Annotated in this window: 22 protein-coding genes; 1 reads left to right on the top strand and 21 read right to left on the bottom strand. The window is 41.2% G+C overall.

Annotated features, from left to right (window positions below; all coding sequences use genetic code 11):
* Positions 1-48: 48 nt before the first annotated feature.
* The 12 genes from LLF79_RS23805 to trhI form a co-directional block, all read right to left on the bottom strand.
* A complete protein-coding gene (locus LLF79_RS23805) occupies positions 49-927 on the bottom strand; it encodes a hypothetical protein (protein WP_000762003.1) in 879 nt (292 codons plus the stop codon).
* A gap of 78 nt (positions 928-1,005) precedes the next feature.
* Complete coding sequence (locus LLF79_RS23810) at positions 1,006-1,527, bottom strand: hypothetical protein (RefSeq protein WP_001011130.1); 522 nt, start codon at positions 1,525-1,527, stop codon at positions 1,006-1,008.
* A gap of 269 nt (positions 1,528-1,796) precedes the next feature.
* Positions 1,797-3,029 (bottom strand): toprim domain-containing protein, encoded by a 1,233-nt coding sequence (locus LLF79_RS23815; RefSeq protein ID WP_000220379.1) that lies wholly within the window; start codon positions 3,027-3,029, stop codon positions 1,797-1,799.
* Positions 3,030-3,142: 113 nt separating this feature from the next.
* On the bottom strand, positions 3,143-3,364 hold the full coding sequence (locus LLF79_RS23820; protein ID WP_000192120.1) for a hypothetical protein: 222 nt from the start codon (positions 3,362-3,364) through the stop codon (positions 3,143-3,145).
* Positions 3,365-3,436: 72 nt separating this feature from the next.
* Positions 3,437-5,443, bottom strand: coding sequence for a VWA domain-containing protein (locus LLF79_RS23825; RefSeq protein WP_000762700.1), 2,007 nt, complete (start codon positions 5,441-5,443; stop codon positions 3,437-3,439).
* Between the two features lie 77 nt (positions 5,444-5,520).
* The gene (locus tag LLF79_RS23830) at positions 5,521-6,648 is read right to left on the bottom strand and encodes a DUF3150 domain-containing protein (RefSeq protein ID WP_000174396.1); all 1,128 of its coding nucleotides are present in this window, start codon (positions 6,646-6,648) and stop codon (positions 5,521-5,523) included.
* 63 nt (positions 6,649-6,711) lie between these two features.
* A complete protein-coding gene (locus LLF79_RS23835; protein ID WP_001176645.1) occupies positions 6,712-6,885 on the bottom strand; it encodes a hypothetical protein in 174 nt (57 codons plus the stop codon).
* Positions 6,886-7,016: 131 nt separating this feature from the next.
* On the bottom strand, positions 7,017-8,075 hold the full coding sequence (locus tag LLF79_RS23840) for an AAA family ATPase (protein WP_000063335.1): 1,059 nt from the start codon (positions 8,073-8,075) through the stop codon (positions 7,017-7,019).
* Between the two features lie 57 nt (positions 8,076-8,132).
* Complete coding sequence (locus tag LLF79_RS23845; RefSeq protein ID WP_000810361.1) at positions 8,133-9,110, bottom strand: hypothetical protein; 978 nt, start codon at positions 9,108-9,110, stop codon at positions 8,133-8,135.
* Positions 9,111-9,170: 60 nt separating this feature from the next.
* A complete protein-coding gene (locus LLF79_RS23850) occupies positions 9,171-9,548 on the bottom strand; it encodes a hypothetical protein (RefSeq protein WP_000120822.1) in 378 nt (125 codons plus the stop codon).
* A 57-nt stretch (positions 9,549-9,605) separates the two neighbouring features.
* Positions 9,606-10,478, bottom strand: coding sequence for a hypothetical protein (locus LLF79_RS23855; RefSeq protein WP_000041927.1), 873 nt, complete (start codon positions 10,476-10,478; stop codon positions 9,606-9,608).
* Positions 10,479-10,872: 394 nt separating this feature from the next.
* The gene (gene trhI, locus LLF79_RS23860; protein WP_000517885.1) at positions 10,873-12,657 is read right to left on the bottom strand and encodes an IncHI-type conjugal transfer helicase TrhI; all 1,785 of its coding nucleotides are present in this window, start codon (positions 12,655-12,657) and stop codon (positions 10,873-10,875) included.
* Positions 12,658-12,836: 179 nt separating this feature from the next.
* Here trhI and LLF79_RS23865 point away from each other — a divergent pair, with 179 nt between their 5' ends.
* The gene (locus tag LLF79_RS23865) at positions 12,837-13,709 is read left to right on the top strand and encodes a hypothetical protein (protein ID WP_000771834.1); all 873 of its coding nucleotides are present in this window, start codon (positions 12,837-12,839) and stop codon (positions 13,707-13,709) included.
* Positions 13,710-13,737: 28 nt separating this feature from the next.
* On the opposite strand, the gene trhN is transcribed toward LLF79_RS23865, so the two are convergent.
* The 9 genes from trhN to LLF79_RS23910 form a co-directional block, all read right to left on the bottom strand.
* Entirely contained in the window at positions 13,738-16,926 is a 3,189-nt protein-coding gene (gene trhN / locus LLF79_RS23870) for an IncHI-type conjugal transfer protein TrhN (RefSeq protein WP_000776701.1), read from the bottom strand.
* A gap of 18 nt (positions 16,927-16,944) precedes the next feature.
* Complete coding sequence (trhU, locus tag LLF79_RS23875) at positions 16,945-18,000, bottom strand: IncHI-type conjugal transfer protein TrhU (protein ID WP_181231580.1); 1,056 nt, start codon at positions 17,998-18,000, stop codon at positions 16,945-16,947.
* A 144-nt stretch (positions 18,001-18,144) separates the two neighbouring features.
* Positions 18,145-19,656, bottom strand: coding sequence for a TrbC family F-type conjugative pilus assembly protein (locus LLF79_RS23880; protein WP_001256132.1), 1,512 nt, complete (start codon positions 19,654-19,656; stop codon positions 18,145-18,147).
* On the bottom strand, positions 19,643-20,155 hold the full coding sequence (gene trhF / locus LLF79_RS23885; RefSeq protein WP_001286760.1) for an IncHI-type conjugal transfer protein TrhF: 513 nt from the start codon (positions 20,153-20,155) through the stop codon (positions 19,643-19,645). Before trhF ends, LLF79_RS23880 begins: the two co-directional genes overlap by 14 nt.
* A 277-nt stretch (positions 20,156-20,432) precedes the next feature.
* Entirely contained in the window at positions 20,433-24,737 is a 4,305-nt protein-coding gene (rsp, locus tag LLF79_RS23890; RefSeq protein WP_001232109.1) for an IncHI-type conjugal transfer protein RSP, read from the bottom strand.
* A gap of 119 nt (positions 24,738-24,856) precedes the next feature.
* Complete coding sequence (locus LLF79_RS23895) at positions 24,857-25,411, bottom strand: plasmid transfer protein (protein ID WP_000235773.1); 555 nt, start codon at positions 25,409-25,411, stop codon at positions 24,857-24,859.
* An 8-nt stretch (positions 25,412-25,419) separates the two neighbouring features.
* Complete coding sequence (locus tag LLF79_RS23900; RefSeq protein ID WP_000836981.1) at positions 25,420-25,845, bottom strand: hypothetical protein; 426 nt, start codon at positions 25,843-25,845, stop codon at positions 25,420-25,422.
* Positions 25,835-26,287 carry a H transfer determinant A gene (gene hdtA, locus LLF79_RS23905; protein WP_058688212.1) on the bottom strand — a complete coding sequence of 151 codons (453 nt, stop codon included), beginning with the start codon at positions 26,285-26,287 and terminating at the stop codon, positions 25,835-25,837. Before hdtA ends, LLF79_RS23900 begins: the two co-directional genes overlap by 11 nt.
* Positions 26,288-26,891: 604 nt before the next feature.
* The coding region (locus LLF79_RS23910) for a hypothetical protein (RefSeq protein WP_223349232.1) at positions 26,892-26,961 on the bottom strand (70 nt) is incomplete at its 5' end.

Here is a 26,961-nt window from a genome sequence, read left to right on the forward strand (position 1 = left end):
AGGGATCACTCCCATATGGGGTGTGATCCCCACATGGGTATAATTTAATTAAAAATCTGTAAGACCTAAATCTTTATTTCTACCACAAACTGTAGAAGATATAAGACGTTTTACTCGCTTTCGAGCACTTCGGCCTGACGTATCTTTCAAGTACATCGGTAATGACAATGATGAGATTTGATTACTTCGCTTATGATGGCAGACTATATAGCCCTGCCTCCACCCCGAACGCACAAACTCACGGATGCGGTTAATATATGCCGAAGCTTGAGATTTTGTACTTATCGATTCAGAACACTTTAAGTTCTGTTCGATAGAGTAAAGCTCAGCCGCCATTAATTTCACCTCATACAGGTCATCCCCATAACTTATAGTTTTCAACAGCTCTTCCTTTTCCCGAATGAAAAATACTTGCTGCATTCCAAGGATCAGGTCATAGGCCTCTCGAAAGAGGTCGATAAGCTTATTACGAACATAAATCATAAACTCCTCAAAGTGCTGAAGCCAGAAATAAGCCGCATTACTTATTTGTGAATTGTGAGAACAAACAAGCCCTTTAGCAAGCTCGACCTCTTCCTCCCGAAAAGTAAAGTTACTTTTCTTAAACCGACTTTGTTCAAAAATGCTTTGATGCATTTCTATCCATACAGAAACAAAACCGAGGGATTCAAATTCTTCGTTTAACAAATGTAAACTTTCGAAGATTTTCTGAATTTCGATCCCGATGTCATATGACAGTGGACATTCTTTTATAGAATAAACATAACCGGGTAGGAAGTGAGATAAATGCTCAGTTCGCAAATATAAACTGAATTTAAGTTCTGTCAGTGGTTGTTTCAAAGATAATTTAGATGATTCGCTTATATTTACTGGTTCAACACCATTTCTAATCAAAATAGCTTTTACCAGGTCCGTAGCTAACTTCATACAGCCTCCAGTCGTTATTGAGGCCTCCCTGATGCAGGTTGGCCATCAGGGAAAATATGTAAATCAATTAGCAACCAATCAGACCGTTGCCATTACATTGTCAATGTATCTGACAAGGGATGGGCGGTCGTCCTGTAAGGCAAAACGGCGAAGGTCATCAAGATTATACGCAGGAAGATAATCAGCGTAACCTCGAATACGAAGGTCCTCAACCACAACTTTTATATACTCAAATCGTCCAAGATTTCCTTTTAATGGGGGTTTTCCTGGACTAGACAGCATATCGTCTGCTTGCTCCCATGTGATTTCTTTAGCTTCACCACTATGTAGATCAAGATGGACATATATGAATGACTTATAATCTCCACGGCAACGAAGATAATATTTCGGATAGAAATATTTGTCACAACGCAACAAACACGTTCCTGAAGGACGAACTACGTACAACAGGTTTCTGTCATTTTCTAATATGCCATGTTTCAAAATCGTTATATCTATCTCATTATCATGCAGCAAATAGCATGACGATGGTTCATTGACGATGCGCGATTTTATAACAGCAGCAAATTTATTAAAAACTTCGTTAGTTTGAAAATTCATTAAAATGCTCTCCGATGTAAAACGACGAGCATCACCATAACGGTAATACTCCCGTTATGGGTTTTAATAGTTTATGGAATAACCATGTCATACAACCGACCATAGCCAGTAGTACCGCACATTTATTTAACTGAGCAAGCATCTCAGCCGTGAAAAGACCTTAAAGGCAGGTAATTATCACGAAGGAAAGCGGTTATCTTATCAATACAATTTAAAAAATAATATTGATAAGATAACCCCCCCCGCAAAATGCGGGGGAGTTATCGTTGTTACAGCTGATTAAGACATTCAGGAGCCCAGTGAATCGGGAATCCATCCTGCCCTGTTAACTGGAGAACATCGTTCCAGTCGATACCCTTTTTCCCATCAGGAATATCTTGTGCTGGTTCGAAGACTTCAATTGTCAGCTTTGATGCGGGATATCGTTTAGCCAAAAACTCAACCATGCGGCTTTGAAGTCGCTGAGCAGCTTCGATACCGGCACGAGTGCCTTGTGAGTTAGCAATATCCTTATCCGCCCAGATATAAAAGTTTATATATTTTACATCCGGCGGAGGCAGTAAAAAATCAGGAACAGTAACGTTTTCAAGGCACCATGCGGAGCTGGCTGCCCAGCATGGTGTTGAAGTCGCTTCTACAACAGAAAGCGCATTCTCGATCCCTTCAGCCACTCCCAGTGTCCAGGTCGAACTACCTGAATCATAGTGAGGGTCAAACAACTGAATTGAGCCACCTGTCATATCGGCAGGAGGCTTCATCATCAGCTTTGGATTTTCTACAGGTGCCTTATCACCGTTTTTGTCTACGTATGTTCTATGGATAGTCAGAGGCCGACCTCGGGTGTCACGATAGATTGCAATCATTCCCGGATAGATAATCGATTTCTGCTTATCTTTATCCCAATAGTAGATCCGGTTATTAAAGCCTAAATCCTTTGGTAAGTGACTCAGTAAGCGGGAGATCCCACGATTACGGAGGTACAAAGCAACAGGAGTATTAGGCTTTATTTCACCGGTATAGTGATACATCACATCAAGTTTTCGCATTCGCTTTGCCACTTCCTCTCGGTCAAGAGTTTCTGTGGCACGAACTGCTGATTTATAGCGTCGTTCATTTTCAATGTCGGCGTCAGTTAACGGAGCATGCAGATCCATCCCGAAAAAATCTGAGAGAATCTTTTTGCAAGTCTGCGTTTTACTTAATTCATAATATTTCGCCAGAACATCAATTCCGTCGCAAAACTCATTTACCGGAAAGTCATTATGGATCGCACATCCGGTATAAAGGTCTTTTTGCCGGAAACGAAACTTCGATTTCCCTGCGCCAGTAAACGGGCAAGGAACCTGGCTCGGGGCTTTTGCACAAGCGTCTTTGAAAGCAGGTATTCTTTCGAATATATACTTCCAGCCAGACACTTCAGCAATTCGAGCATGAACGAGTTTAATAAAGTGTTCAGATACTTCCTGTGGTTTACGACGAAGAGCCGGGGATGCATAAGTCATGATGATCTCTCTTATCTGGCATTGTGAGTTTCTCAATGCCTTCTGCGGTGCAGAAGACAGGGAGAAACCCACAACGCAGAATTTAAGAAAGAGGGCCCGGGGGCCCTCAACATTTATGCTTCAGTCGTGAAGCCATTATTCTCAAGACGCTGTATGTAGTTATCTACAAGTAACGCAGCCTGCTGGCTATTACCCTCCGCTATAGTGACTTCGCGGAAGATTCTTTCCTGAGGGCTATCATTGCTTATAACTTCACCAACACGTCCGAAAATACGGACTTTATGCATCGCACCGACTTTTTCATGTTCTACACGGTAAGTTTTTATCTGAGTCATATTTTGCTCCTTATTCCTTCATGGAGCAAAAAGACCCACCGGGGCCTTTTTGCCCCGATTGGGTAGAGTTTATTAAGAAAGTATTTGATGAACTAGCTTACTGACTTCAATAGACAATAAAGAAGTATCATCAACTGTTACGAAAGTGTCCGTTTCAAAACCAATTATTTCATCAGTCTTAATACCAACACCAACGATTTCTATTCCATTACATTTAGCCTTTTCCATAACTTCGACGATAGTAAATTCCGATTTATTCGGATAACCATCAGTTATAAGAAAAATTATTTTCCTATCGAATTGGCTGTCAAGTAACAGATCAACAGCTGCCATTAAAGCAGATCCCGTAGGGGTATAATAACCCTTACATCCAAGAGTGAATTTCGATAGAGATTCCTCAACGCTTTGATCAAACGTTTTGATAATCTCAAATTCACTTTCCTTGAAGGGAAAAACTATATTGGAGACATGCATTTTTGACAAACTTTCAGCGGCCATCGATAAAGCAAGATCTGACTTAATGGCATGAATATATCTTTCATCATTAGCCATTGACGCTGAAATATCACGAACTAATACGAGGCCAACATGCCCTCTATTTTTAGATTCGCTTTGAGCTCTGAAGACATCACGAACTCCCATTTGTGACAGAATTAATCGATTTCCATCGAAGGTAATTCCACGCTCATGAGTTTTGTTTCGGCCACGCATTTTAACCTGCTGTAAAACAGACAAGTCGCTACCGATTGAATGACTCAGAGACAAAGCCTCATTGTAAACATTCAAATCGATAAGGAGATCAGGGATATCCCATTCAGAAGCACCGAATTCGGCTTTCACGTCATCGGATACTTTTGATGCAATACCTTCAATCTCTTTAGCCAAAGCATCGTGATAATCTTCGCTATCCTCATCACTGCTAAGAAAGGCATCCAACAAATCTGCCAGTATCTCCCATTGAGCCGATGAAAAGTTACTTTCATCTTCAACGTTAGTCGAACTGGCTTCATCTGATTCACTCTCGGAAGGGTTAATCGCATCAGTATCGTCTTCAATAATGTTATCACCCGTGGGATTGCCACCGGTGGGTTCATTATTTCCCTCGTTATCTTCAGCAAGTTCTGAAGGCTCAGAACATCCCTCTTGAGCAAGATCAGCGTTATCGGAAGTATCTGCCTGACCTTCACTATCGTCCTCAGAATCATCCTCACGACTATCAGTCGACGTAAGCGATTTATCTTCTGATTCGGTATCGGTATCGGTCTCGGATTCATCATATGCCTCCTGCTCCTCCTGCTCTGTCTGCTGCTGTTGTTCCTTTGCCTCATCCCGCAGTCTCTCTAAAAGAGCCAGGGTCTTACGAGCAAGGGATTCACAGCCCTGAGTATTTTCACAACCAAGAGCATCATGAAAAATTTCCTCAACATCAGAAATTACTGGAGAAAGTATCTTTTGGGCATAGTCAAAAAACGGATCGAGGGTTTCTTTGTGACCTACCTGCTGAAGGACTTTTACTCGCAATGAGTTAAGCAGATACCACTCAATAAATAGGACAGGATTTTCCGGACGAGAAGATATATCAGGAGTCATCCTTCCGGCTTTAACCATCAGTGCGTAAGTGGCTGCAAGCCGCCGCTTTGCATCCGGATAATCGTTACCAACCTTCTCTTCCATCTGTACATCATCGAACAGATTTATAAGCCCGGTAAGACGTTTTGCCCTGCTATAAGCTTTACGTTTCTCAGCGAGGCTCTCAAACTCTGCATTCATTCCGTCATCGAAGCGTGTAAACCCTTCAGATGACATGAGAACACTATTAAAGGCGTCACTGTAAACCTCACTGACGGTATAGCGACCATGACCAGCTTCATGACAGGTAAAACCTTCAATCAGACTGACAAAGTCATCATCGCTATAATCGCCGTTTGGTAAAACACAAACTTTATTGACAGGATCAAAATACGGTCCTTTGGTATTGTCGTCTATTACAACTCTTACATCGCCTAAGCCGCTAATGACTTTTGCTATATTCTGTAAACGCTTAATATGGCGCGGCGATGATTTAAGATCTAATTTCATAGAATACCTCTTTATAAAAAAGGGGTACTCACCCAGATGGTGAAGTACCCATCTGGGGTTTTTAATAAAGCAAACAGTTACCAGCCTTTGAGCTCGATATCAAAACCATTTTCAGCATTGTCTTCCTGTTGCGAAACTGATTTCTCAGGTTCAGCTACAGAATCAGTGTTTGAAAACGTGCTGTTTTTTATATCGTTCTCTACGACAGGTTCAACCTGAAACACATTTGTTGAATCTAAAATAGCTTCAATACCTGTGTTCTGTAGCGCGTTCGGTTCTGTTTGTGAGCTTTGATTAAATGATCTGGTAATAGATTCCAACCAGTCAGTAACCTTTTGCTCTCCTGAAATAATACGCTTTAACATTGAAGCATCACTCATGAAATAAAACCACTGCTGTAACACCGCAACGTCGCGAGGTTCAGAAATGGCACCTTTAGGTAAATTATTCATTATGTGTTTTATAGCTTCTGCAAGTACTGCCGCCTCTTTATGTATAAACATGAAGCTAATGATCTTATTTTGCATTTGCTTCAGTCGGTCAATAGTACTTGAGCGCAAATTATTATTTTTACTAATTTTTTCATAAACCCTCATTGCTTCTTCTGCCAGATCTGTTATCAATTGTTCCTGATAGTAGTCCTGGGTTTCATCACCTTCAACGCTAATAGGCGTAAAAGGAATAAAGTGAGCAATATTAAATCTAAAGGATTTTATGAAATCATCTTTAGTTAATTTCAACTGATCAATCAAAGAAGACATTCTTGGGCTTCTATTTTTTTCAGCCTCAATATGCATCTCATAATTGTCTACAACGTTTTGAATACCTGCCTGAAACTCTCGTTCAATCTCTTGGGCCCCTTCCAGAAACTCTTCCATACTGGAAACTGGTAAAATCCACATATTGCTATAGCGGATGCACAAGCGTGAGCAAAGGGTTGATATTCTGCTGGTAATCGTACTTTTGAAGCTAAGGGCTTTTATGTCAATCCAACGTACTTCGCTTTTAGATACGCTTTTTTGATCCGTAATATCATCTCCATCATAAGACAAATCGATTTTATCGGTTCGACGCGATCCTTGACAGCCACTTATTTCAATTTTTGTTATAACTGCACCTTCCAGTAAATCTGGATATGATTTTGCAAAATTCTCAGAGATTTGTTTTGCAGATACTTTGTTAAGCATTGAAGTATTTAAAGTCATGGGTTTCTCCAAAAAAAAGGGGAAACCCTCCCCAACGGGAAAGATTTCCCGATAGGGTTGATATTAAAGCTTCTCTGGTGCAATTAAAAGAATACCGGGAAACTCAGCGGCAACATCATCATTGCCCATTGCTCCCTGATACATATAACCTTTTAATTCCATTTCTTTAATTAGACCTTCCATATTTATTTTACCATCATGATAAAACAATAAAGAATAGTCGTTATTCAGTTGCATAAGTCCAGTAAAATTAGTTCCGTTTTTTGCTATAGCAATGGTAGCAGCACCATCCGTACTTAAAAACGCACTAAATTCAAGATGGGATAACTCTGAGATACAAATATCAGAGGTTTCATAACAAATCCCATCTAACTCGACTTTTTTGCTGTGAAATACTCCAGCGATTTATCCTTGTCTTCGCCAAGAGAAAGATCTATAGCTTGAAGAACAAGATCGACCACATGTAAAGGTAAAGCAGAAGCAAAAGCTATTTTGAAAGTGTCAAGAAGACTAAAGGTTTTTAACGTCATCGACGTGCCAACCCAAGCTACTAATTGACGAATATCCATCACACTGTCTTCTGTACCAGAGTCATTTACTGCAATCGCTACTCTTACGAACTTCTCAATGACCTGAAAAGGCAAAGAGCTATATCGTTTAGTAAGCACATTGGTTAAAGCAACTTTGTCGGGCTTCTCCATTTCAACTATCAAGAACCGCTTTATAAAAGCTGCATCTTGACGTTGAGAAGAAACGAACCGGCGAGCGCCTCCACTCATGTTTGTGTTTGCAGTACCAATAAATCGCGTGTAGCCATTAGCAGTTATAACCTCACCACCATTAGCACTGAGTGACCAGGGCTTACGTTCAATGGGCATGTGAAGTTTTGCTGCCGTATCAGGATCGATTTTGTCCACTTCATCCAGAAGAATGAGGTGACCATTACGAAATCCCGTTACCAAATCGCTGTGTACAAAACCTGTATTACCACCATTAAGACTGCGCTCACCTTCAAGCTCATCAACTCGAATATTGCTGTTGATCTGCTTAATTGTCAGCGGCCAATTCATCATGTGGCTAATGTACATTACCATTTCAGTCTTGCCAGAACCGGACTCACCTTTAAGACACACACTTAAATCTATATCCGGACTGATAAGCAGTTTAACCACTTGTTCAAGTATTCGGGGATTTGGTATGTAGTCTTTGTTCAGCGGAGCTCGATACGAGGTTTTAGTTTTGAAAACAGGCACAGCCATCTTTGGATCCATTTCTGGAATACCAAAAAGGTCCTTTGCTAGAACTAAAAGATACTCACCTTTATCCACATAATGTTTTAACTTTATAACATCCGGGGAAAGAAGAGCTTCTAATTTTTCATAAGCATCAGAAGATGTTTCATTTAACTTCATAGCGGCATTAGACATTTTTAACTCCGGTAAAATGCAAACACCGCCCTCTGGCAGATGTTTGCCAGTGGCATTTTATTTGAGATTCATTTGGCAAATAGTTGCCATCAGTTTCCTGATTTGAGGCACATTATAACCAAGATGATTTCCCACTATTTCAAAAGCTTCAGACATGATCCATTCAAAATGATTTTCGAATATTGGATTTATTTCTAACTTGCCAAAAGCGTTTCGTTTAGTTAACAGATCACATGAAACAAGCTCGTCAAACAACTCTAATGTGGATTTAAAAGCTTTTATGTAAACATCCATAATTTCCCTGTCAGTCCATTTAACAGCCAGTTTTTTTTCTGACATTAAATAATCCTGATCAAAGAAGATGTCCCAGCCCATATCGTCATTGCAATCATGCAAAATGATTTCATCATCATTCCTGCATTCAGCTAATTTCGTGTTTTCACTAATCGAACGATGCGAATGATAATAGAGCCATGATTTTAATTCCGCTCTAAATTCACATGCATCAAGTCCATGAGATAAACAAGTGTATTCAAATGATTTTGACATATACCACCGTGTTTCAGCTTCTAAAAGTGGATTCACTGTGATATTACCATTGTCATCTTTGAAGAATAACTTTCTCCTCAACACTAGTTCTTTAATGATTTCCAAAGACTCTTCCATAGCGGATAGAAAAACAACATACACATCCTCAGGGGTCCATTCTATTACCAGACCACCCAAATCTGGGTTATATTCTTCAACCGAATATAGATAATCTGTTTCTGCTGCAAAATTAATTGTATGCAAAATCTGATTTTTAAGTAATTTGGATTTTTCATAAAGGTGATTTTCACGCCTTTCAGAATCATAATTTATCTCAGAAATGTTACTTTCATCTGATTTAAAGTTTAATCCGGACGTGTATGCATCATTTAAATGCTCTTTGGGTGAATCAACTATTTGCGTTATTTCATCTTCATCTATATCGAATATAGAAAAAAAACTAAGTTGATTACTACTTATTGCAGTAGCCCTAAATTTTTGTTTCATGGGGACTCCAAAAGGAGAAATCCCATGAAGGGATTTCTCCCCTTTAGGGTGGGTTTAATGTCAGATCTGATTAAAGCTACTTTGTCCAAAACCTTTTAGAGGTTTAGGTATGTGAGCCAACTTACTTGTTGCTACCACTCTCATGTAGTCAAGAGGATGTTCTCTCCCTTCAATCATAATAGTATCGACAACAATATAACCGGAGACCATCAACTCATCACCCTGATTTATACCAGTGAAACAGGTTGAATACATTTCAGGCGACACCTTGATTTGAACTGAAAATTCTCTCTCAGTGATTTCACCATCAACTTCTGTCTTCATCCTATTTTTGAGCTTTATTAACAAACCTATACTCTGGTCAGTCATTTTTTTCTCCACAGCACTGATAACTATCCCGGACACTTTTACTTCATTGATATATTCAAGATATGACATTTTCCGCTCCTCGATTTGTTCAAAGAGAAGCCCCGTTAGGGTTCCCCCTTAACAGGATTAAATAAATTTATTAGTTACATACATGAACGTGCAGACTACCAAACAGGCAATTCCGGCAATATGTAACCAATTTCTTGTTGGTTTAGTTGGTGCAATCGCTAAAGAGTTCTCCAACTTCTCTGTTACAAGACGTCGATTCTCTGCTTTAGCCGCATCATCTAAATATTGAGTTTCACGCTTAGCGAGAGTCTCAATTTTCGATTTTATTGCATGGTCCCATCCTTTAGTTTCAAAAACGCTTAACTCACTAAAGGTGTGCGTCATGAGATCTTCTGGGAAACCCAGTTTTTTCATTAACGGACGAATGGTATCATACATTTTTTCTACATTTTCGTAGTGGGCCTTTACTGCGACATCAAAACGCTTACGTAAAGTTAATTTTTCACGTTTGCAAATGATGTCCGAAACCCAATTTATTAACTGCTCATTTTTGAGTTCACTGGCTTTTTCAAGTGAGTAATCCAGATTATCCACGTCAAGAAATGAATTTAATCCGTATTTTTCAAACTCCTCAACAAGATATTTATCCAGTTCAGTTAAGCTTTTAAAAAGTGGTACATCTGGGGAAGCTTTAAGAAGCTTATAAGCTCCTTCGAAATCAATTTTCTTGACCACGAGCTCCACAACATCCACATGATAATAGCTTGAATAAGCAGAAAGCTTTTCGGCCAACAAAGACACAGGCTTAAGAGACTTAAGTTCAATGATATTTGGGCCGTCCTCATTCAAAATAACAATCAGTTCATTATCACGTTCTGTATATTTCATCAGAACTTCTAAGAGCTGTTTGTTTAGCGCCTTATCCATCTCTGGAATAATTTCACTAAAGGTTTGATGAAGGGCTTTACTGCGAGCTTTATTTTTAGACATTTGGGGTCACCTATATATAGTAAGAAGGAAGAAACAAATTTTTGTTTCAACACGAAGGCAAAGCCTGTCATTCATCTCCCGTAAGCTATGAACCGCCTGATTTATACTATCTGGCATTAGAAGTACGCAACAAAAATAGCCCCAGGAGGAGCTAAATTAGTTACGGTTTGGTAAATTCAGATTGCCTTTTGCAGTCATGGGAAGTGCACCAGCGACAAAGGTGACATTTTGCCGGTGGTGTCTTACAGCTTGTTTAAGCTGGCCGCTTTTCACGGCTAAATCAACGCTTAACGCGAAAGTAACTTTAAGCAAAGTTACTCAAATTTGGGAGCTGATATTTAAGCTCATTGTTTTTATACTATAGCTTTAAGCATAAGTAAATGCCCATATCGAATTATTCTGTATAAAGTGGAGAAATTCGAATATTAGCTGCTTCTTTTATCTTTTCTTCACTGCATTCTCTTAAAAAGAAAGAAGGATCACCATACCACATTACAAAAAGTTGCTTTTCTGCACGCGTAAATCCAACATAAAGCAAACGTCTTTCTTCTTCTATTGCCTCCTCCCCAACTGATCTTTTACTTGGTATCTGATCCGCATTACAACTCATTATTATTACTTTATTCCACTCAAGACCCTTTGAACCATGCAAGGTTGATAGGACTACTTTCTCTGGGCTGTATTCCTCGTCCTTCTTCCTAGGGCCTAATGACATTGCAGCAGCACGATTTATCATATTCATCCAACCAGTCTTTTCTGCCCACTGTTTACAAGTGTCTAAAGCAATTTTTGTTAAGGTTGCTGTACCTTTATTACTCCTCATCTTGATTGACGACGATTCCATCCATTTCGTAAGGTTGGCGAAACGTTTTGCTATCTCAACTTTATCAGAACTTTCCTGGGTAAAGCGCACGAAGTTTGAATGTAATGTTTTTGTTTCGAGAGAACTGTCCTCCGGGATGGCAAGGTCGCCAAAAGTAACTTTTCTTCCTCTCATACTCAATGCCACTTCATCCAAAACTGATTCCTGTTCTCCAAACAATGCCAATACTCTCTTCATTAAGCGAGGATCATTTGATTGTCGGAAAAAGGCCATAAGGCTTAACACATCGCTTGTTTCTTTTTCATCCCAGAATGATTTACCTCCGTAACGAATTACTGGCTGTTCGATCAAACTTTCTAGCTCATCCAAGTGAGCATTATTGCGGCTTAGAATTGCCCATCCATGTGGATCCTGATTTATAAGGCTTAAAATACCCTGTATCTGTTCCTCCATATCTACATATGAACGAAAAGTGACCTTTCCCCCTCCCTTTTTTGCCGAGCGTAACTCTTTGGCATAACGGTAAACATTCTTTCCTATCAGTGCTCCGGCCACCTCTAAAATTTCAGGTTCACACCTAAAGCATGTGTTTAAGTAAAATATGTTAGGTCTGAAGTGTTTTTCAAACTGTTGAAATATTTTGACTCCTCCTGAGGATCTGAAGGAGTAGATGGCCTGATCATCGTCTCCAACTATACTCGTATAGACTCCAGCTCTTGTATGCAATGCTATCCATGAGAATTGTATAGAGTCAGTATCCTGAACTTCGTCTACTATCAAATGTGTCAAATCTAACGTGCGCATTTTTCCCGAATGCATTTGACCGACAACAAATTTTGAAAGAGCATTGAGGTCCGCCACATGGTCTTTCTGGCATAACGCCTGATAGGTATTAAACAAATGGATCTGTTGTCTGTTATGCCGAACTGAAATCACATCCGTATCCATTTCTCTGCCGATAGCATCAATAACGAATTCAGCTTCAGCAAACTTCATCGTTACACCGGATTCTTTCAAAGCCCGGTGAATGACAGATCTCTGTGCTGGCCCTATCAACATCTTTCCCGGCCAGCGAATCATGTCCAGTTGCTTCTTAACGAGTCCGTGAAAAGTATCCACCAGCACCCGGTCAAGATCCTTCTTGCTCAATCGCTTTTGTAACTTTGCTGCAAGTGCGTTTGTTGCAGCGCGAGTAAAGGTCACCATCCCGATTCTTGCATATGGATACTTTTTGAGAATCGATATAACCGCTTCTATCATGGTGAACGATTTGCCTGATCCAGGCGCTGCTATCACCATATTGTTTGCGCTAGCATTCTCGATAACAGGTCTTTGCTCTTCTGTTGGCTTACCCATTTCAACCTCATTACTTCGTTTTAATAATTATACATTTTTATAAAAGCGCTTTTCTTGTGTACTGCTGGTTCTACTGGAAATCACTTTTTTTCCTTTTTTATGCAATCAGGTTGTTTGTGAAACGCGTGACTATGGAATAATGGTTCCATCTCCAAAAGACATTACAAAAAGGGCTTTAAATGAAACTTTTACGTTTAGTATCTCTGGTCTCTTCTGTCGTCATTGGTTTTTCCCTATCGGGTTGTGCCGGTGACACCGGCACTACGCCAGGCACCGCTCTGAATGCGTACAGTCACGGCCAGTACTGGCATGCTAATGCAAATGATTCTGTCGCCAAGAATGCCTATTCGTTTGCTGGTTTCGACGTTAATTTTAAGGAGCAAGAGGTTACTCCTGGAGGGGATGCCGACAACTTTCTTTCTAAGTATCTCATCAATAGTTCGATGGGCTACGTAACAGGCGGTCTAAAAGGTTTTGGGATCATGAGCCTCAGCTCTTTGTACAGTTCTTCTGACGCCGAATACATCCAGGTCAATCAATACCTAGTGTTCGTCCCCAATCCAAAAAAATTGCCTTACAATGATGAAAGTTTGGTACGTGAGGGAGCTAAGTATGTTTTTGAGCATACAAAAGCAACTCAGGCCTCATTTGGATACAACCCTGAAAAACAGAAAGCAGCTCTGGCCACATGTAAAATTGATATGGCAGTCGTCAATAAATGGAGTACCTGTGATCTGCCCTCTAAGCCTGATGCTGATGTTTTCCCTACAGATTCAATGTACAGCTTTCAGGCGATTCGCCCCGCAACAGGAACCGAAATTCCTGAGCTAAACCTTCCCGCTGGTGATTACGCTGTAATTCGTTATGTGTTCATCCCATTTAAAGGAAACGAAACAAGCGCTGATTTTTCGGGTATCATTTTCCGTTCTGATAGCCCAAATACAACAACTCCAGGGGGTGTTGCAGCCTCCATCAACGGAAAAGATTATTACCTCTTTACCGGTGAATACGGTAAAAAAGGCTTCCCAGAAAAAACATTGAAAGCCAAGTAATTAAAAAAGGGGCCTAACGGCCCCTTCTTCAATATTTCGGCAACTGCTTGCCCGTAACCGGATCCAGCGTAGTTGAACCTACCTCACATATGGCCGGTCGAGGTAAATAGCTACAATCTACATTTTCCTCTTTTATAGCCTGAGCATTTTCTTGTCTGGCCTTTATCATATTTTCTTCACCGCCCATTGCTTCCTTGGTACGTTCTGATGGAAGTTGATAGTTCTCATTCTGGAATGGTAAGTTTTCCACAATTGATTCTTCGGAGAATTTTGAATATTGATCAGGAACTTCTCCTACCTGAACTGCATCATTAATCCACTCCGTCAGATCAATTTTATCGAAATCCAGTTGCTGTATTTGCTTTATTGATAGCCCCACGCAATTAGAGGCGACAGGGTCTATTCCTAATTGCGGATAAGCTTGTTGCATAATAACGCGTGACAACATGGAATTATAACAGCACATGTCTGTTGCTTTTTTAACGCATTTCTTTGTGAAACCAACATTCAGATATTTGACGCATCGTTCCGTATCTAATGTAAAACAGGATTTTTGATTCTTATGAATAGAAGCTTCCATCTCTTTCTGGTCGCATGCTACCAACATTTCTAAAAGCATTTTAGTGACCTGATAGGCTGTATAAATCCAACCGATCACGTTTAATGCAAGCATAAAGTTTTGAACCGCAGCCGAGAAGACAACCTCTCCTCCGGTAGTAGCAACGTTCTTAAAGACAAAGTCACGAACTGTATCTGGTAGCAATTCGTAGGCTTTCTTCATTGCCATCTGCTTAAGCTGACCTATACCGAAGCTGGACATTGTTTCCTGTGCCAACTGGCCAGCACCTCCTGCCCCTCCAGAAGTTGCGGAAGACCCAACTGCCCTGCTTAGATTACCAGCGACGTTTTCATATACGCTCGTTAAGGAGCTCGTGACGTTGTTCCACATTTGCCCTACTGTTTTACCAGCTGATGCAGTCCACTCTCCGACCGCATTAGACATAGAAGCCCATGTACCTGTATCACCGCCGGTCCATTTTATTAGCTGAGCATTAACTCTGGTCCAGTTTGTGTTTCTGATCATAGATCCGGCAAGCATGATACCTTCAAGTGCTCCTGCGGTTCCCTGTGGTGCTTCGCAGCAGTCCGTCTTTGCCAGGCCATTTACAAAGCCTACTGAACGACCACACCATTCAGGTTTTCCTTCAAAGACGGAACATGAATTGGCATCGTTAGGGTCTTCGCATTTGGCTTCGCCCTGCATGTACTGAACCATGTTTGAATAAGCCGCAACTTTTCCAAAATCGTTGTTCTCTTCCTTTGGCCCAGTTTCGCATGTTCCACCTGAACATGGGATCATGCCAACACAGGCATTTGTAGAAGATTCAACCTCCCGAACTACATCCTTCCCTCTGTCACAGGTGTATTTCTGTTCATACATGTAGCAACTGTTAGTGCCCTCATCGAACCAACCCTCTGCACATGTTTGTTTATCGAGTACACATGCTGCATCATTTTTATAAGCACTACATGCATCAGGCATACTCTTTATTTCTTCATAGTTGTAACAGAGGTCCTTTCCATTAGCGTCTTTCATAATTTTTCCACTAGCGTCATAAGAGCAAATTTTGTCTTTGGCCAATGGATCACAAAAGTAGCCTTCAAGGTTTGTCTTCCAGGTAAGAAATCCTTTATCACCTTCATACAGAGGCTTTGCCAATGAAAGCACGCTTTCCGGAAGCCGTTTTGTGCCAACATCCATATCTTTAAACCGATCGAAACGGCAGAATGTATTCGGAGCTTGTACAGCATCGTAACAACCAGCTGGTTCCTGGACGTGCTTATCTTCGAGCTTCATATTTTCAAAAGTCAGCTCAACCTCAAAATACCCTTCACCCTTCCCACCAACCCATACTCTGGATGCCATTGTCACTTCTCGATCAGGCTCCTCATACACCGATTTTCTGACCTTATCAGTCACATCGTAAACCTTGTCGAGTTTCCACGATTTTTTTAACTCCCAAGATCCCTTAGGAGCCGGATAGTCACTTTCTCGATATGCACCATCTATGTGAGCAAAAATCTGCGTGCCATCAAGTGTTACCCGCATGTGGTCATCCCACTCCGCGTTAACAATCTTTGCTGAGGCCAATTTTGCATCCGGATGGAATTTTAATGTCAGTTCGTTATCATATACCCCGTCACTCCAGTAGTTGTCATCACGGCGACCAAACCATATACGCACACAATTATCGCCGCACATCGACATGTCTCCGTTTCCGCCTGAAATGTAAACAGGGACTGAAAAATCACGGGTTATCGTGCAGCTGCTGAAGTTATCTTGCTTAGGCGAGTTACAGTAGAACTCTTTGTAATCAGGATAGTGTGTGGTTACTGTTTTTTTAGAGGTCTCAACATTACAGTTCTGAAGCCAGTTTCCAGTACCAGCAACAGCATTTGTTATCTCATTTCTCCCCGCAGTAAACATGGGATCGTTAGGCTTTATAGATGATGCCGGGTTGTCCTTGTTAGCATTTACGAGGGTGCGGTAGGCAACGCCATCATAACTTTGAGCATCAAATAACTGGCTTTTCCGATTCTTTATATCGTTTACAAAGCCATCCTCATCCCCATAACGATCTGCGGCATTGAACTTAATATCGCTGTGCTTTTGCTCTGAGCTGAAAATCTCTCCGGTATTTGTTTTGGTTCCAGGAGTAGTATTGGGATTACTGCTTATACCAATGTTGCCATTAGCATCCCGAGAGAGCAGCTTTGCCCCTTCCTTGGTATAGTTTGAATTGATTGTCCCTCCAGACATACTCGGCAGTTGTACGGCGCTACCAATGGACTTTCCATCGGATGCGGCATTTTTCATGACACTTTCATTTGAGTTCCCTGCCCCATACTTTCCGAGATTAAGATTAGCGGATTCGGCTTTACCCACGTATTTCTCGGTGATCTTCCCACTGACATTCTCGCCTGAATCCGCATTCTTGTACTTCTCAACAATGTCCTGAGCACTGGTTGTCGCATTGCGATTTGCGTTAGGATTAGCAAGATTAAAGTTACTTTCGAGCTGGTCAAATATAGCGTCTGCCGCATAAATACGAGGAGTCATTACCATATTTATGAGAGAGATATAAAAAGCCCAACTCATAGTATTGGCAATCATTGATGCAATAATAGTTGAAGCTATCGTTTTTCTAAGTTTCATTATTTTTACCCTTAGAAATCAAGCGCCTGGTATATATCTGACGCAACAGTCATTGTAACGCCACAACATATAGACATAATTATCATTGCCTATTTTTTTGCGCCCACCTTTAAGGGTTGACCAGTCATGTACCGAATCACCAAGACGATGACAGCAATCCGGCCCTTTCGCCTCAGGAGTTGGGAAAAGCATTGAAAGCCGATACTGGGAACGAGGTGTAAAGTATTCCCACGTTTTCTCACACATTGCGTCTGCTCCCATCGTTCGCATCAGCATTCCCTGGCGATGTAGTTTAGTCAGAAGACGCTGGGTTATCAGTGAACTCGTCCTTACAGCGTCATCATTTGCGTAAATGTGGCCGGTTAATGGATAAAGGTTGCCATCGCATCCGGCACAAAAGTATGCAGCGAGATTATCCTTTCCTGCTGTTACTGCTACACAGTCAGCAGCGCACACCATTGAGGCAATTGGGTTTGCAAAAACTACTGCCTCTGGATTCAGGACGAGTGTAAGCAGATCACTTTCCCACATAGGGTCCACTTCGCTTATATAGGTCAGGCTGGCATCTATATAGGGTTCAGCAGTGCACTCGCCAATAATCAGTAATTTGAGCATTGTCATGATTGGGAACTCCCAAAGATGAACATCGTAAAATCCGGCTTCAGTTGCTGTCATTGGCTGATTTGTGTTGCTTTTACCAATATCAAACTGCGATTTTTGAAGCATCGTGCCTTCAAGAAAGGGGCTGCACCAGGGGCTCTTTACAACTTCAACAATCTTCACCGGCTGAAAGAAGCTCAATTGCCAACCTATTTCCGGTACGCCGTTCTGATCTGTGCAGTAGCAACCCGGACGTGAAGGAGCAGCGCCTTCTGGAGCTGCCCCTATGCCCATTATCCTCATGGGAAAAATGCAGCTCCAACAGATATTCTTAATCAAGCCCTGCCACACTCCAGCTGACTGACACATAGCCCCAGGGACTCCAGCATCTGCTGCCATAGCCATACCCGGTATAGAAAGCGAAAGCATAACTGCTACAATGAACTCTAAAAGTAACTTTTTGAATTTTTTCACCATCATGCTCACTTGGATGTAATAAATGTTGCAACACTTTCGATATAGTCGACGGCTTTGGTAAAATAACTTCTCATCTGGTCCGGATAATTTAGCGTCAGCCATGTTGCAAAGAGAGCGCCTATAATAAATCCGAGTTTCATCTTATTTTTCCTCTGAAAGATTTGGGGCTCCGATACCACGGACTTCTGCCTCGCTAAACAGGGTGATCCGGAATTTATCTTGGTCAGTAGTTATAAGCGCAGGTGTGTTTTTAATCTGAAAGCGTGAGATGATCTGTTCGTTAACTTTAAACACCTTACCGTTAAATTTTTCACGTAAATCATTTAGGTGATCCCATCCATTATCTTTTTGGATACGGGTAAACATTGGCATTACTTTTCCACTACCCAGACGTTGTCGATACTGCTGCTCAGCCCATACCAGCTGGCCCGGATTGAGTGGATCGAAAATTATCATCGTCAGGTTTTGAGGAAATCTCGAAAGTGGATTAATCAACTCACCGGCGGAAGCTATTACACGGCCCTGCTTATCTTTTACGTCCTGAGTGACCCTCACTGTAGGGTCAATTAAAAATTCTTTGTGTTCCTGGGCAGGAGGGAGGTCGACCATCCATTGATTTTTCCATGTGTCAGAAACGGCCCTTTTTTTTGCACCTTCCCAGTCATATTTTTGTGCACGTTCTTCCAGTTCTTTAATGATGCTCTTTTCTTCAACGGGATAAGTGGTACCAGCAACCGGGAAAATATCCTGATCGGGTTTTTTAGCAAGTTCTCGCTGAAAAAACTCAACGTTGAAGGAGCCTACCATTTTTGCAAAACGAGCTTGCTCCCTAGAAATAATTGTCGGTACTTGAGTTACTTGATACTGACTGAAGCTATCAGGATCAATTGTAATCAAAGGAGATTCAAATTTTCCTTTGACAATCATTTGGTTTATTGCTGCCTGTGTCTCTGGTAGCCGAGTAGTTCCTTTCTTTAGACCATTGAAAACTACACGAGCTTTATGCTCTGAGGCCGTACGTAGAAGGTCTTCCAGTACATAATCCGGCAAGCTAAATGAAGCAAAGATCGTTATTCCATTTTCAGTTGATAGTGCTTCTTCACGTGTGCTATCCATTTTTCTTTCGAAGTCAGCAGCTGTGATGCCCGAGGAACCAAACAATTTTTCGATATTTTTAGATTGTCCTCGCATGACTTCCGGCTTATTTTCCACAGCTTTCAGAGCCGCTTCATTAAGGCTGGCGTTTTCTTGAATTTCATCACGTCTTCTAATTATATCGTTGACAGCTTCAGAGTTATTACTTTGGGCCCTGATAGCCTGGGTATGGTCTATAACTGCTTGAACACTATCCGCATTCATACCGGGGACGTAACCACGGTTTATTTGCTTGCTCAGGTCCTGGTTTTTTTGGAGTGCTTCAGCTTGCGCTATGTACTTCTGCACATCTGGTGATTTTAGCGTAGCATCAAGGCTAAGAGCCCCATCTGGCTGCTGTGCACCTTTAGCCTGTGCCCCAAGCCCTTTTGCTTGCTGAGCGATTAGGTCAGCATCATGTTGATACTCAGTGCTTGCATTTGTATTACTTAAAACTGCACATAACGCAAGTCCAGGAAGTATTGGTAAATATTTTTTATTTACATTAAAAGATCGCATATGTTTTCCCAATTACTGAATTCAGCTTTACTGTTCCCCAAAAACGGGAATCCCATGAGTGATCGGTTTGCCCAATTAGGAAAACTTCGCCTTCAGGAATTATCAATTCTTTTTCAATCAAAATGGACGGAATATTGTATTTCTTCGAAATACGACGTGCATTAGCTTCAAAAAATTTGTCCCCGTTATAAACCCCATCCATTGTTACTTTAAGTTTGTCACCGCCCACACCGGCAACAATTTTTATGACTCGTTCATTTTCTGGGATAAAACGTACCGATTTCGGCATGTTAAATGCTATGAGTTCACCAGTTTTAATACTTTTATCCGAATGATCAATCATATAAAAATCAGCAGGCAGGCACCCATTCAATAAACCGTATCCAAATGTATAACGGGTGAAAAAGACACACATAACGAGAATCAGCAATAAAATATTAAGGGGGACATACCAATCCAGTATAAGCAGCCCTCTCTTTTTAGGTATGTAGTCGCTCATATTTTTCTCACTGGCACTGAAGAATATTTTTACTAGGCAGATGCACCTCTATCCAAGTAACTATTATCCATGTTTTTCAACGCTCGGAAGTCTGCAAACTAACCTAATATTCACCTATAAGAATGTTAATTCCTCAGCATGTATACGCAGCTTTGTTAGCGGCCATGAAAGATGCCTTTGGAGCAAAGTTACTTTCCGACATTAATTTTTCAAAGGTCCAATTATTGGGTATAAAAAAGCCGGGACATAATGTCCCGGCTTTATATTTAAAAATTAACTACTCACTGCTTGGTATTGATACAGTGTTTTCAGACTTACTTGCCTCTTCAGCCGGTCCGAAAACTGTCACGTGCTGTGTTGCAAAGTCTCCACTATCATCATAAGCAATTACTTTTATGTCCTGCTTACCACGGTTAAGGTTTTTAGAAAGTGTAGCCGTACTACCGAAAACGTTCCTTAATTCGCCGTTGATGAACCATTCATATCTAACCATTTTTCCATCAGTATCATCACATTTATTGGTAAAGCTCCAGCTTAGGTTGGTTTCCGTGTAGCTCAATGTACAATTAGGCACTGCGTTTTTAACGACATCAAACTCAACAGATGCTGAACCTCTCTGTCCAAGTTTACTAACAACATCAATTGTAATCTCGTATTTCTTTTCTTTTAAACCCGAGATCAGTTGAGCCCAATAATTTTTGCCGCTGGGTATTACTTCACCGTTCACCTTGTATGTGACCGTATCTATCGAGTCCGCCGAATGAGATAGCTTGATGTTTGACCTTAAGGTTACATCGAGTGGAGCTCTCATATATTTGTTAGAGAACTTGGGTGTCATCTCAACGTTCATTGGCGTTTGTTCATCGACAACAAAGGTATTTTCGATACGCTGTTCATTGTTTCGGTTATCTTTGAAAACAACCATCAATGTATATTTGCCAGGATTTTCAATTGTAAATTCTTTGGTGTCACCTTCATCTTTAGTGATTACCAGATTCTCTTTGTCGTAGATCCATTCACGGGAATAAGTAACACCAGGATAGTCTCCATCCTTAATACCGCTCAACGCAACGCGTAGGGTGGTCGGTGCCATGTCGTATTTAAGTTTGGAGCTTATTTTCATCTCGGGAAATTTATAAACCCACGATTTGACAGAAACTCTACGGGTAGAAACCGTATTCTCCTTATTGTCCGCTAACCATGCACTGTATTCAAAAGCAGCATATCCCTGTTTATCCAACATTTGCTCAGTAAGGGTAACAGACAGTGAAGAGCCCTTAAATGTCTGGCCATCCGGTGTTTTCCATTCTTCAACTACGTTATTACCATTCTGGTACTTACTGTTAGGGTTCGTGAACTTACCTTCCAAAGTAACTTTTTGACCAACCTCTACCTTTGAAACCCCCGTTACCGAGACAGAAAGGCGCTTGGGTTTTGCGGCTGCCAACCGAGCAGACGTTTCCTTCCATGAAGACTCCTCTGCCAGTTCATCGGAATCAAGGTAACGCATCCGGGCATAAATCGTAGACGGTAGGGTATCAGCTGAAGCCACAGTGTAAGTTGTATCTCCCTGCACCCAGTTGACTTTATCCTCTGACCAGAGAACCTCAGCGGTGCCTGCTGGTATAGGTTCATCGTTATCAAGCAGGGTTACAGGTATATCTGAGCCCTGAAGAATGTCTGTAACATCTATACTGAGCTTAGGCTGCTTGTAGGTAACTACCGTTAAGGCATCTGTGTAGGAAATCTTGGATGTGAATTTATTAGTCATTTTTGCCCTATAAAGCCACTTTCCTACTTCTGTCTTTTTGATACTTACACTTCTCTTTCCGGTCATGTCGGAAAGCATGGTCCAGGTTTGACCATTATCAGAGGACTGCTGCCATTCGGTGGGGGCGAGTGCATCAGAGTTAGCCGTACTGGCAGATTTGAAGCTTACCAGAGTACTAAGTGGGATCCTTCCGATAATAAGGCTTTTCGACAGGTTACCCTCCAGTTCCTCACCTTTATAGATTCGAATGCCTACAGCACTGGTCTCACGTTTCATTTCAAAATCAGAGAATGGCGATCTGACCTTAGCCACACCAACCAGACGCATATTACCCAGATCCATATTTTCAATTTTAATCTTGGTTTCGACAATGCCCGCATCATTGACCGGCAATGCTTCAGTCAGCGCAGTTCTTTCGTATGTAGTTTTATAACGGCCTGTTTCTGGATCTTTGCCGTATACACTTTTTTGAGAGTATATCGTGACGTCCCATTCTCCCATTGTTTTACGGTCAAATGCACTTTTACGTGTGGAGTTGTTATAACGCCCCACTGTTACCTTTAAGGGCACTTCAAGAGATGTGGCTGTTTTTTTGTCATCCACTTCCATCGATGCTCGAATATTGAAATCAGGCACCGTATATACGTTGAGGGTGTCTGTAGTTCTTAATTCTGGATCCTTTGAGTATTCTACAGCTATGTCAAAGACGTTCTTTGTCCACAATGGTGCAGCAGCAACCTTGACCCTTTGTACAAAGGTCGTTGCATCGTTGTTTGAGGAACGATTTTTAAATGACGTTTTGACAGCCTCAGAGCCGTTTTGAGAGACGATCATCGTAACGTCAGCTGGTACCACCTTCGCTAATATTCGAGCGGCCTCCCCCCCGGTCGTATAAGCCAGAGCAGTGTTCGGATTGATGCCTGCTATGACTTTATTCTTTTTGTAAGAGATGATCGGGTTGTATGGTAATTGTGTGGTCAGAGTACGGCGATTCCTTGCGGAAACCGCTTTAGAGCCCTTCCCGTTAATCATATAGACTTGATAGTCGAGCAGATTCTCACCTGTTTTATTAAAGAATCCAGTTAGACCCGGGGTACGTCCTTTAAAATAGAACTCCAACCCATCAGGGACATTGTTCCACTGAGGGTAGCATGCTGTAACATCTGATTTTTCCCCATACCAGGCGAGGTAAGCATTCGCATTTTCCTCTGTGGTAAACAGAGTGCATTTATCACCAGCTGTTTGACTAAGCAGGTCCGTATACTGACGTACGCGCGAGTAAAGAGTTACGTTTTTTTCCAGATTCTTAAGAGTGAATCCAGTAGGTTGATAAGTGAACACGGTACTGAAATTTACGTTTTTTCCATAAAGGTTTTCAGCCACCACAGTAATCTCGTGATCCGAATTAACTGCTAAATCGTCTCCAACCGGCAGGTAGTAAATACCTTTATAATTTGTAGGTGTTAACGAAACTACTTTGTTGTCTATTGTTACTGATTTTATGTCAGCAACCCCAGCCTGCCCCTGGAAAGCTGCAACGATAATCTCGTTCAGGAAGTATACGGGTGCTCGTTTAGTTAATACCTGCCCATCTTTGAGAACCATAAGCGTTGGGTTATCAGACAGCATCAGTTTGCTTTCAGGCTCAGTGTACGTAGAAGAGTTTTTGCTCGTATTTTCTACTGTAAAAGTCGCTGCGTAGGACCCGTTTATAAGATCCGTTAAGTCAAAGATATAGAGGTACTCATCACCGACTTTTTGAGGTCCACTTACCGGCTGTAAAGTTCTACGTAAAGGGGTTGCCCAGGACTGTTTGAAATCAATCTCAGTGCCATCATCTAAAGTCACTTTAGTCGTCGGCTTAAACACGCCATCCGGAGTCATAGTGAGCGACATAGCTGTTGGGAGCCACCATTCACCTTCTGTTTCTTGCTGGGGTACCTTAACGGCCACAGCAACGGTTTTGGCTCCGGTATAGATGTCCTGGCCACCTACTTTGATTGTTTTAGCCTCATCGGTAAAATTCCAAAGTGTATGGTCTACTACAGGAGGCCGATAATCCCAGTTAACAACAAGCTTTTTGGATTCAGGAGGTGCGAAATAATTATTCTTAGAGTTTGCTGTAATTGTGATATCACGTGAACCCAAAAGTTCATCTGTATCACTGGCCTTAATGCTTCCAACTTCAATGGTACAGGAAGTTCCGCCAATAGGTACTTCACAGGCGGAGCCTGAACCTATTGAGATGTATTGAATATAATTGCGGGGTTCAACAGAAACAGCGATATCTTTGATCGCTTCATCCTTTAAATACGATTTGAAAGAAAAGCCGTCATAGACTAATCCGTTCAGGGATGATTTAAGACCGGTGATAGTTGGTTTTACCGGTGCCACACTTTTGATTGAATATTCACCTTTTACTATTTCAACTTTTTTCCGTTCAGAACCAGAGAAGTAAGAAATCTTGTAAGGTAGTTTTAAATCACCGGTGGTGTTGGGAACGCCTGAAAGAGTGAAGCCGTTAGAAGTTAATCCCAAGGTATTGGGTAACCACTCAAAAAAACAAACGAGGTTATCAACAGAGGAAGTCGCTCGATCATCAACCGTTACATTACAGGCTGTGCCTGCACCTGAGGCAGTGATAGTGTTAGAATTAACGTATGCAACAAAGTCGCCCGGCCCCGGGTCAAAGGATACGGCTGGCAAATCAGCCTGTAGCTTTCCTGAAATCATAATCGCTTCAGCATAGACCGCTTTAATCGGAGCAATTAAAGAAAACAACAGGGCTAAACCTAAACCTGATTTTCTCATGACGAATACCTGTTTTTCTGAGCAAAATTAAACTCACTTTACGATGAAAAACAGAAATATCCGTTCGTATAACATTTAAAAAAACCTGTATTTTTCCGTATATTCCGTATGTTAATGCGCTATTTTGAATTCTTGGCTTCAGATAAGCGAAGCGCGGTAATTATAGACTCGGAGCTTACCCAGGGCGTTTTTTGAGCAAGATATCCAAGTATGTAGAGGCCAATTTTAACGCAATCCATTTGTGAGACGGGGACCATGTGCATGAAGGGTTTTAAGCCATCTTTATCGACTGGAACTATCCCTGCGGATAACAACAAACCGCCCCTCTCGTTTGGGGTAACGCTTATATTTTTGTATACGACGTGGCCATGATGTGAGGTTTTCCTCTTATCAATCTTTAAAGTATGCATGATTCTAAGAAATACAGATGCCATCTGCATAACTTCATTCGTCGACAATTTTAGAAGTACAGAACGGTTTGAGCCCCAGTCATAATCTTTTTTTGCGTTCCTTGGAGCGACGTGCAATGTAAGATAATAATTATCAATCTCATTTGAAAAAGGTGAAGGTTTTGATGAGCTAACATCTTCATTGTTCATCTCAATGACAAGGGCTGCATCCTGACCAAATGCTTTAACATTATGGTTTTTAAGAGCGAAGTCTGAAGTTGCCATATAAAAAGTCACTTTTGATAAAACCACATACCGCCTAATGATTCATCATCGGCAAGATGCTTGAAATTTGATAGTGTAAATCCTGTTTTGGTTTCAGAAATCACCAGGCTGTAAGATGCCGTATGTACAAGGCGAGAATTGTTTAGATCAAGATCATCACAAAAACCAGGGCTTTTGACGGGGTCAGCCTTTTCAACAAAAGTTACTTTTGAAGCGATGCCGTTGATCACGATTTTCTCGTTATCAGCAATTTTAATGTTTAAAGAAGGCGAGCTTTTATCACATGGCAGGAAGAGTGATGTCTTTTTAAATGTGTTTCCAGTGAAGTCCAAAAGGTCAGGTTTAACCGGAACATTGTTTAGGATTTTATAAACTCCAGCAAATGCACATAACACAACAAAACCAGATAAAACATATCTAATCTTAGACTTCATCCCCCAGTTCCTCTCCTAAATGTTTTAACGCGCTTACGCACATAAGCCTCAACTGATACAGTAAGTTATCAGCGGTTATTCCACCAACGAAGGTAACTGTACGTCGTATTGATGCTCCGCCAGGCTCGCACTGGATATGGCCAATACCAGAATCACGGAGGAAGTCATTTTCTGCACTTACAAGGTCTGACTCTACAGGTGGAATGATAACTTCAATGAGTATTGTATCAACTGGGGCCCACTCCCAATCGAACTTAAGAGAGGAAATTGGGGATATAGAAACAAGAAGCTCATCAATATTAAAAATTACGGGTTTTATTCCCATAACCTCAGACTGAATGAAGTGGCTTTCTACCATAACTACCGGAAACTCTGAAATAGTCAGAACTCCGATTAACTGGTCTCGGCGTAAACCATGTATTAGTGAGTTGCGAGATAGCATTCGATCAGCCTTTATTATAATAATCAATCATTTGGGACAAGGACAAAAGGGATTACAGAAACGAAGATTCTACATGAACATCGTTGTCAGTGACCTTAGGTCCATCGGGTATAAGGGTATCAAAAAATCCTTACATAACCATTAAACCACAAAGACTTTTTACGTAAAATAATAATTAAGTACCAGATTTATTAAGATAATTCTTAGGTTTTTTACAAATTTAGGAAAAATCCGCACTTCCTGTAACAGCATCCAAATTAACCTAAAATACCGTTTCATTAACAGTAATTTTACAGATTCAGCTGAAGCCTGAGTTTATTATAACAAAAAAAAGGCCAGCAAGTATGCTGGCTTTCCTGGTAAGACAAGTTGAACTCAGAAGTCGATTGTACTGTCTCTCACCTATCTTGCCAAAGTCGCTAGTCGCTTGTTTGCCTTAGCTTTAGATTTTATGCTTATGGAGGCGGTTTGATTTTCATCCGATACTTTTTCTAGCACTGGCACCACAGAGGAAATGGACTTTTCTTTTGAAATTTTGGATGCACCTGGGCTTTGTTGAATAAATCAGATTTCGGGTAAGTCTCCCCCGTAGCGGGTTGTGTTTTCAGGCAATACGCACGCTTTCAGGCATACCTGCTTTCGTCATTTTGTTCAGCGCTCGTACCAGGGCCATA

Source organism: Enterobacter cloacae complex sp. 2021EL-01169, assembly GCF_020733125.1.
In the GTDB taxonomy this organism is placed as follows: Bacteria; Pseudomonadota; Gammaproteobacteria; order Enterobacterales; family Enterobacteriaceae; genus Enterobacter; species Enterobacter roggenkampii.

Coding starts and splice junctions, on each gene's coding strand:
- LLF79_RS23815 (WP_000220379.1), bottom strand. CDS start 3,029: ATGACTTATGCATCCCCGGCTCTTCGTCGTAAACCACAGGAAGTATCT.
- LLF79_RS23855 (WP_000041927.1), bottom strand. CDS start 10,478: ATGTCTAAAAATAAAGCTCGCAGTAAAGCCCTTCATCAAACCTTTAGT.
- LLF79_RS23830 (WP_000174396.1), bottom strand. CDS start 6,648: ATGACTTTAAATACTTCAATGCTTAACAAAGTATCTGCAAAACAAATC.
- LLF79_RS23810 (WP_001011130.1), bottom strand. CDS start 1,527: ATGAATTTTCAAACTAACGAAGTTTTTAATAAATTTGCTGCTGTTATA.
- trhN (WP_000776701.1), bottom strand. CDS start 16,926: ATGAAACTTAGAAAAACGATAGCTTCAACTATTATTGCATCAATGATT.
- hdtA (WP_058688212.1), bottom strand. CDS start 26,287: ATGCTATCTCGCAACTCACTAATACATGGTTTACGCCGAGACCAGTTA.
- LLF79_RS23865 (WP_000771834.1), top strand. CDS start 12,837: ATGAAACTTTTACGTTTAGTATCTCTGGTCTCTTCTGTCGTCATTGGT.
- rsp (WP_001232109.1), bottom strand. CDS start 24,737: ATGAGAAAATCAGGTTTAGGTTTAGCCCTGTTGTTTTCTTTAATTGCT.
- LLF79_RS23880 (WP_001256132.1), bottom strand. CDS start 19,656: ATGCGATCTTTTAATGTAAATAAAAAATATTTACCAATACTTCCTGGA.
- trhI (WP_000517885.1), bottom strand. CDS start 12,657: ATGGGTAAGCCAACAGAAGAGCAAAGACCTGTTATCGAGAATGCTAGC.
- LLF79_RS23840 (WP_000063335.1), bottom strand. CDS start 8,075: ATGTCTAATGCCGCTATGAAGTTAAATGAAACATCTTCTGATGCTTAT.
- LLF79_RS23900 (WP_000836981.1), bottom strand. CDS start 25,845: ATGAAGTCTAAGATTAGATATGTTTTATCTGGTTTTGTTGTGTTATGT.
- LLF79_RS23825 (WP_000762700.1), bottom strand. CDS start 5,443: ATGAAATTAGATCTTAAATCATCGCCGCGCCATATTAAGCGTTTACAG.
- trhF (WP_001286760.1), bottom strand. CDS start 20,155: ATGAGCGACTACATACCTAAAAAGAGAGGGCTGCTTATACTGGATTGG.
- LLF79_RS23895 (WP_000235773.1), bottom strand. CDS start 25,411: ATGGCAACTTCAGACTTCGCTCTTAAAAACCATAATGTTAAAGCATTT.
- LLF79_RS23845 (WP_000810361.1), bottom strand. CDS start 9,110: ATGAAACAAAAATTTAGGGCTACTGCAATAAGTAGTAATCAACTTAGT.
- LLF79_RS23850 (WP_000120822.1), bottom strand. CDS start 9,548: ATGTCATATCTTGAATATATCAATGAAGTAAAAGTGTCCGGGATAGTT.
- LLF79_RS23820 (WP_000192120.1), bottom strand. CDS start 3,364: ATGACTCAGATAAAAACTTACCGTGTAGAACATGAAAAAGTCGGTGCG.
- LLF79_RS23805 (WP_000762003.1), bottom strand. CDS start 927: ATGAAGTTAGCTACGGACCTGGTAAAAGCTATTTTGATTAGAAATGGT.
- LLF79_RS23835 (WP_001176645.1), bottom strand. CDS start 6,885: ATGCAACTGAATAACGACTATTCTTTATTGTTTTATCATGATGGTAAA.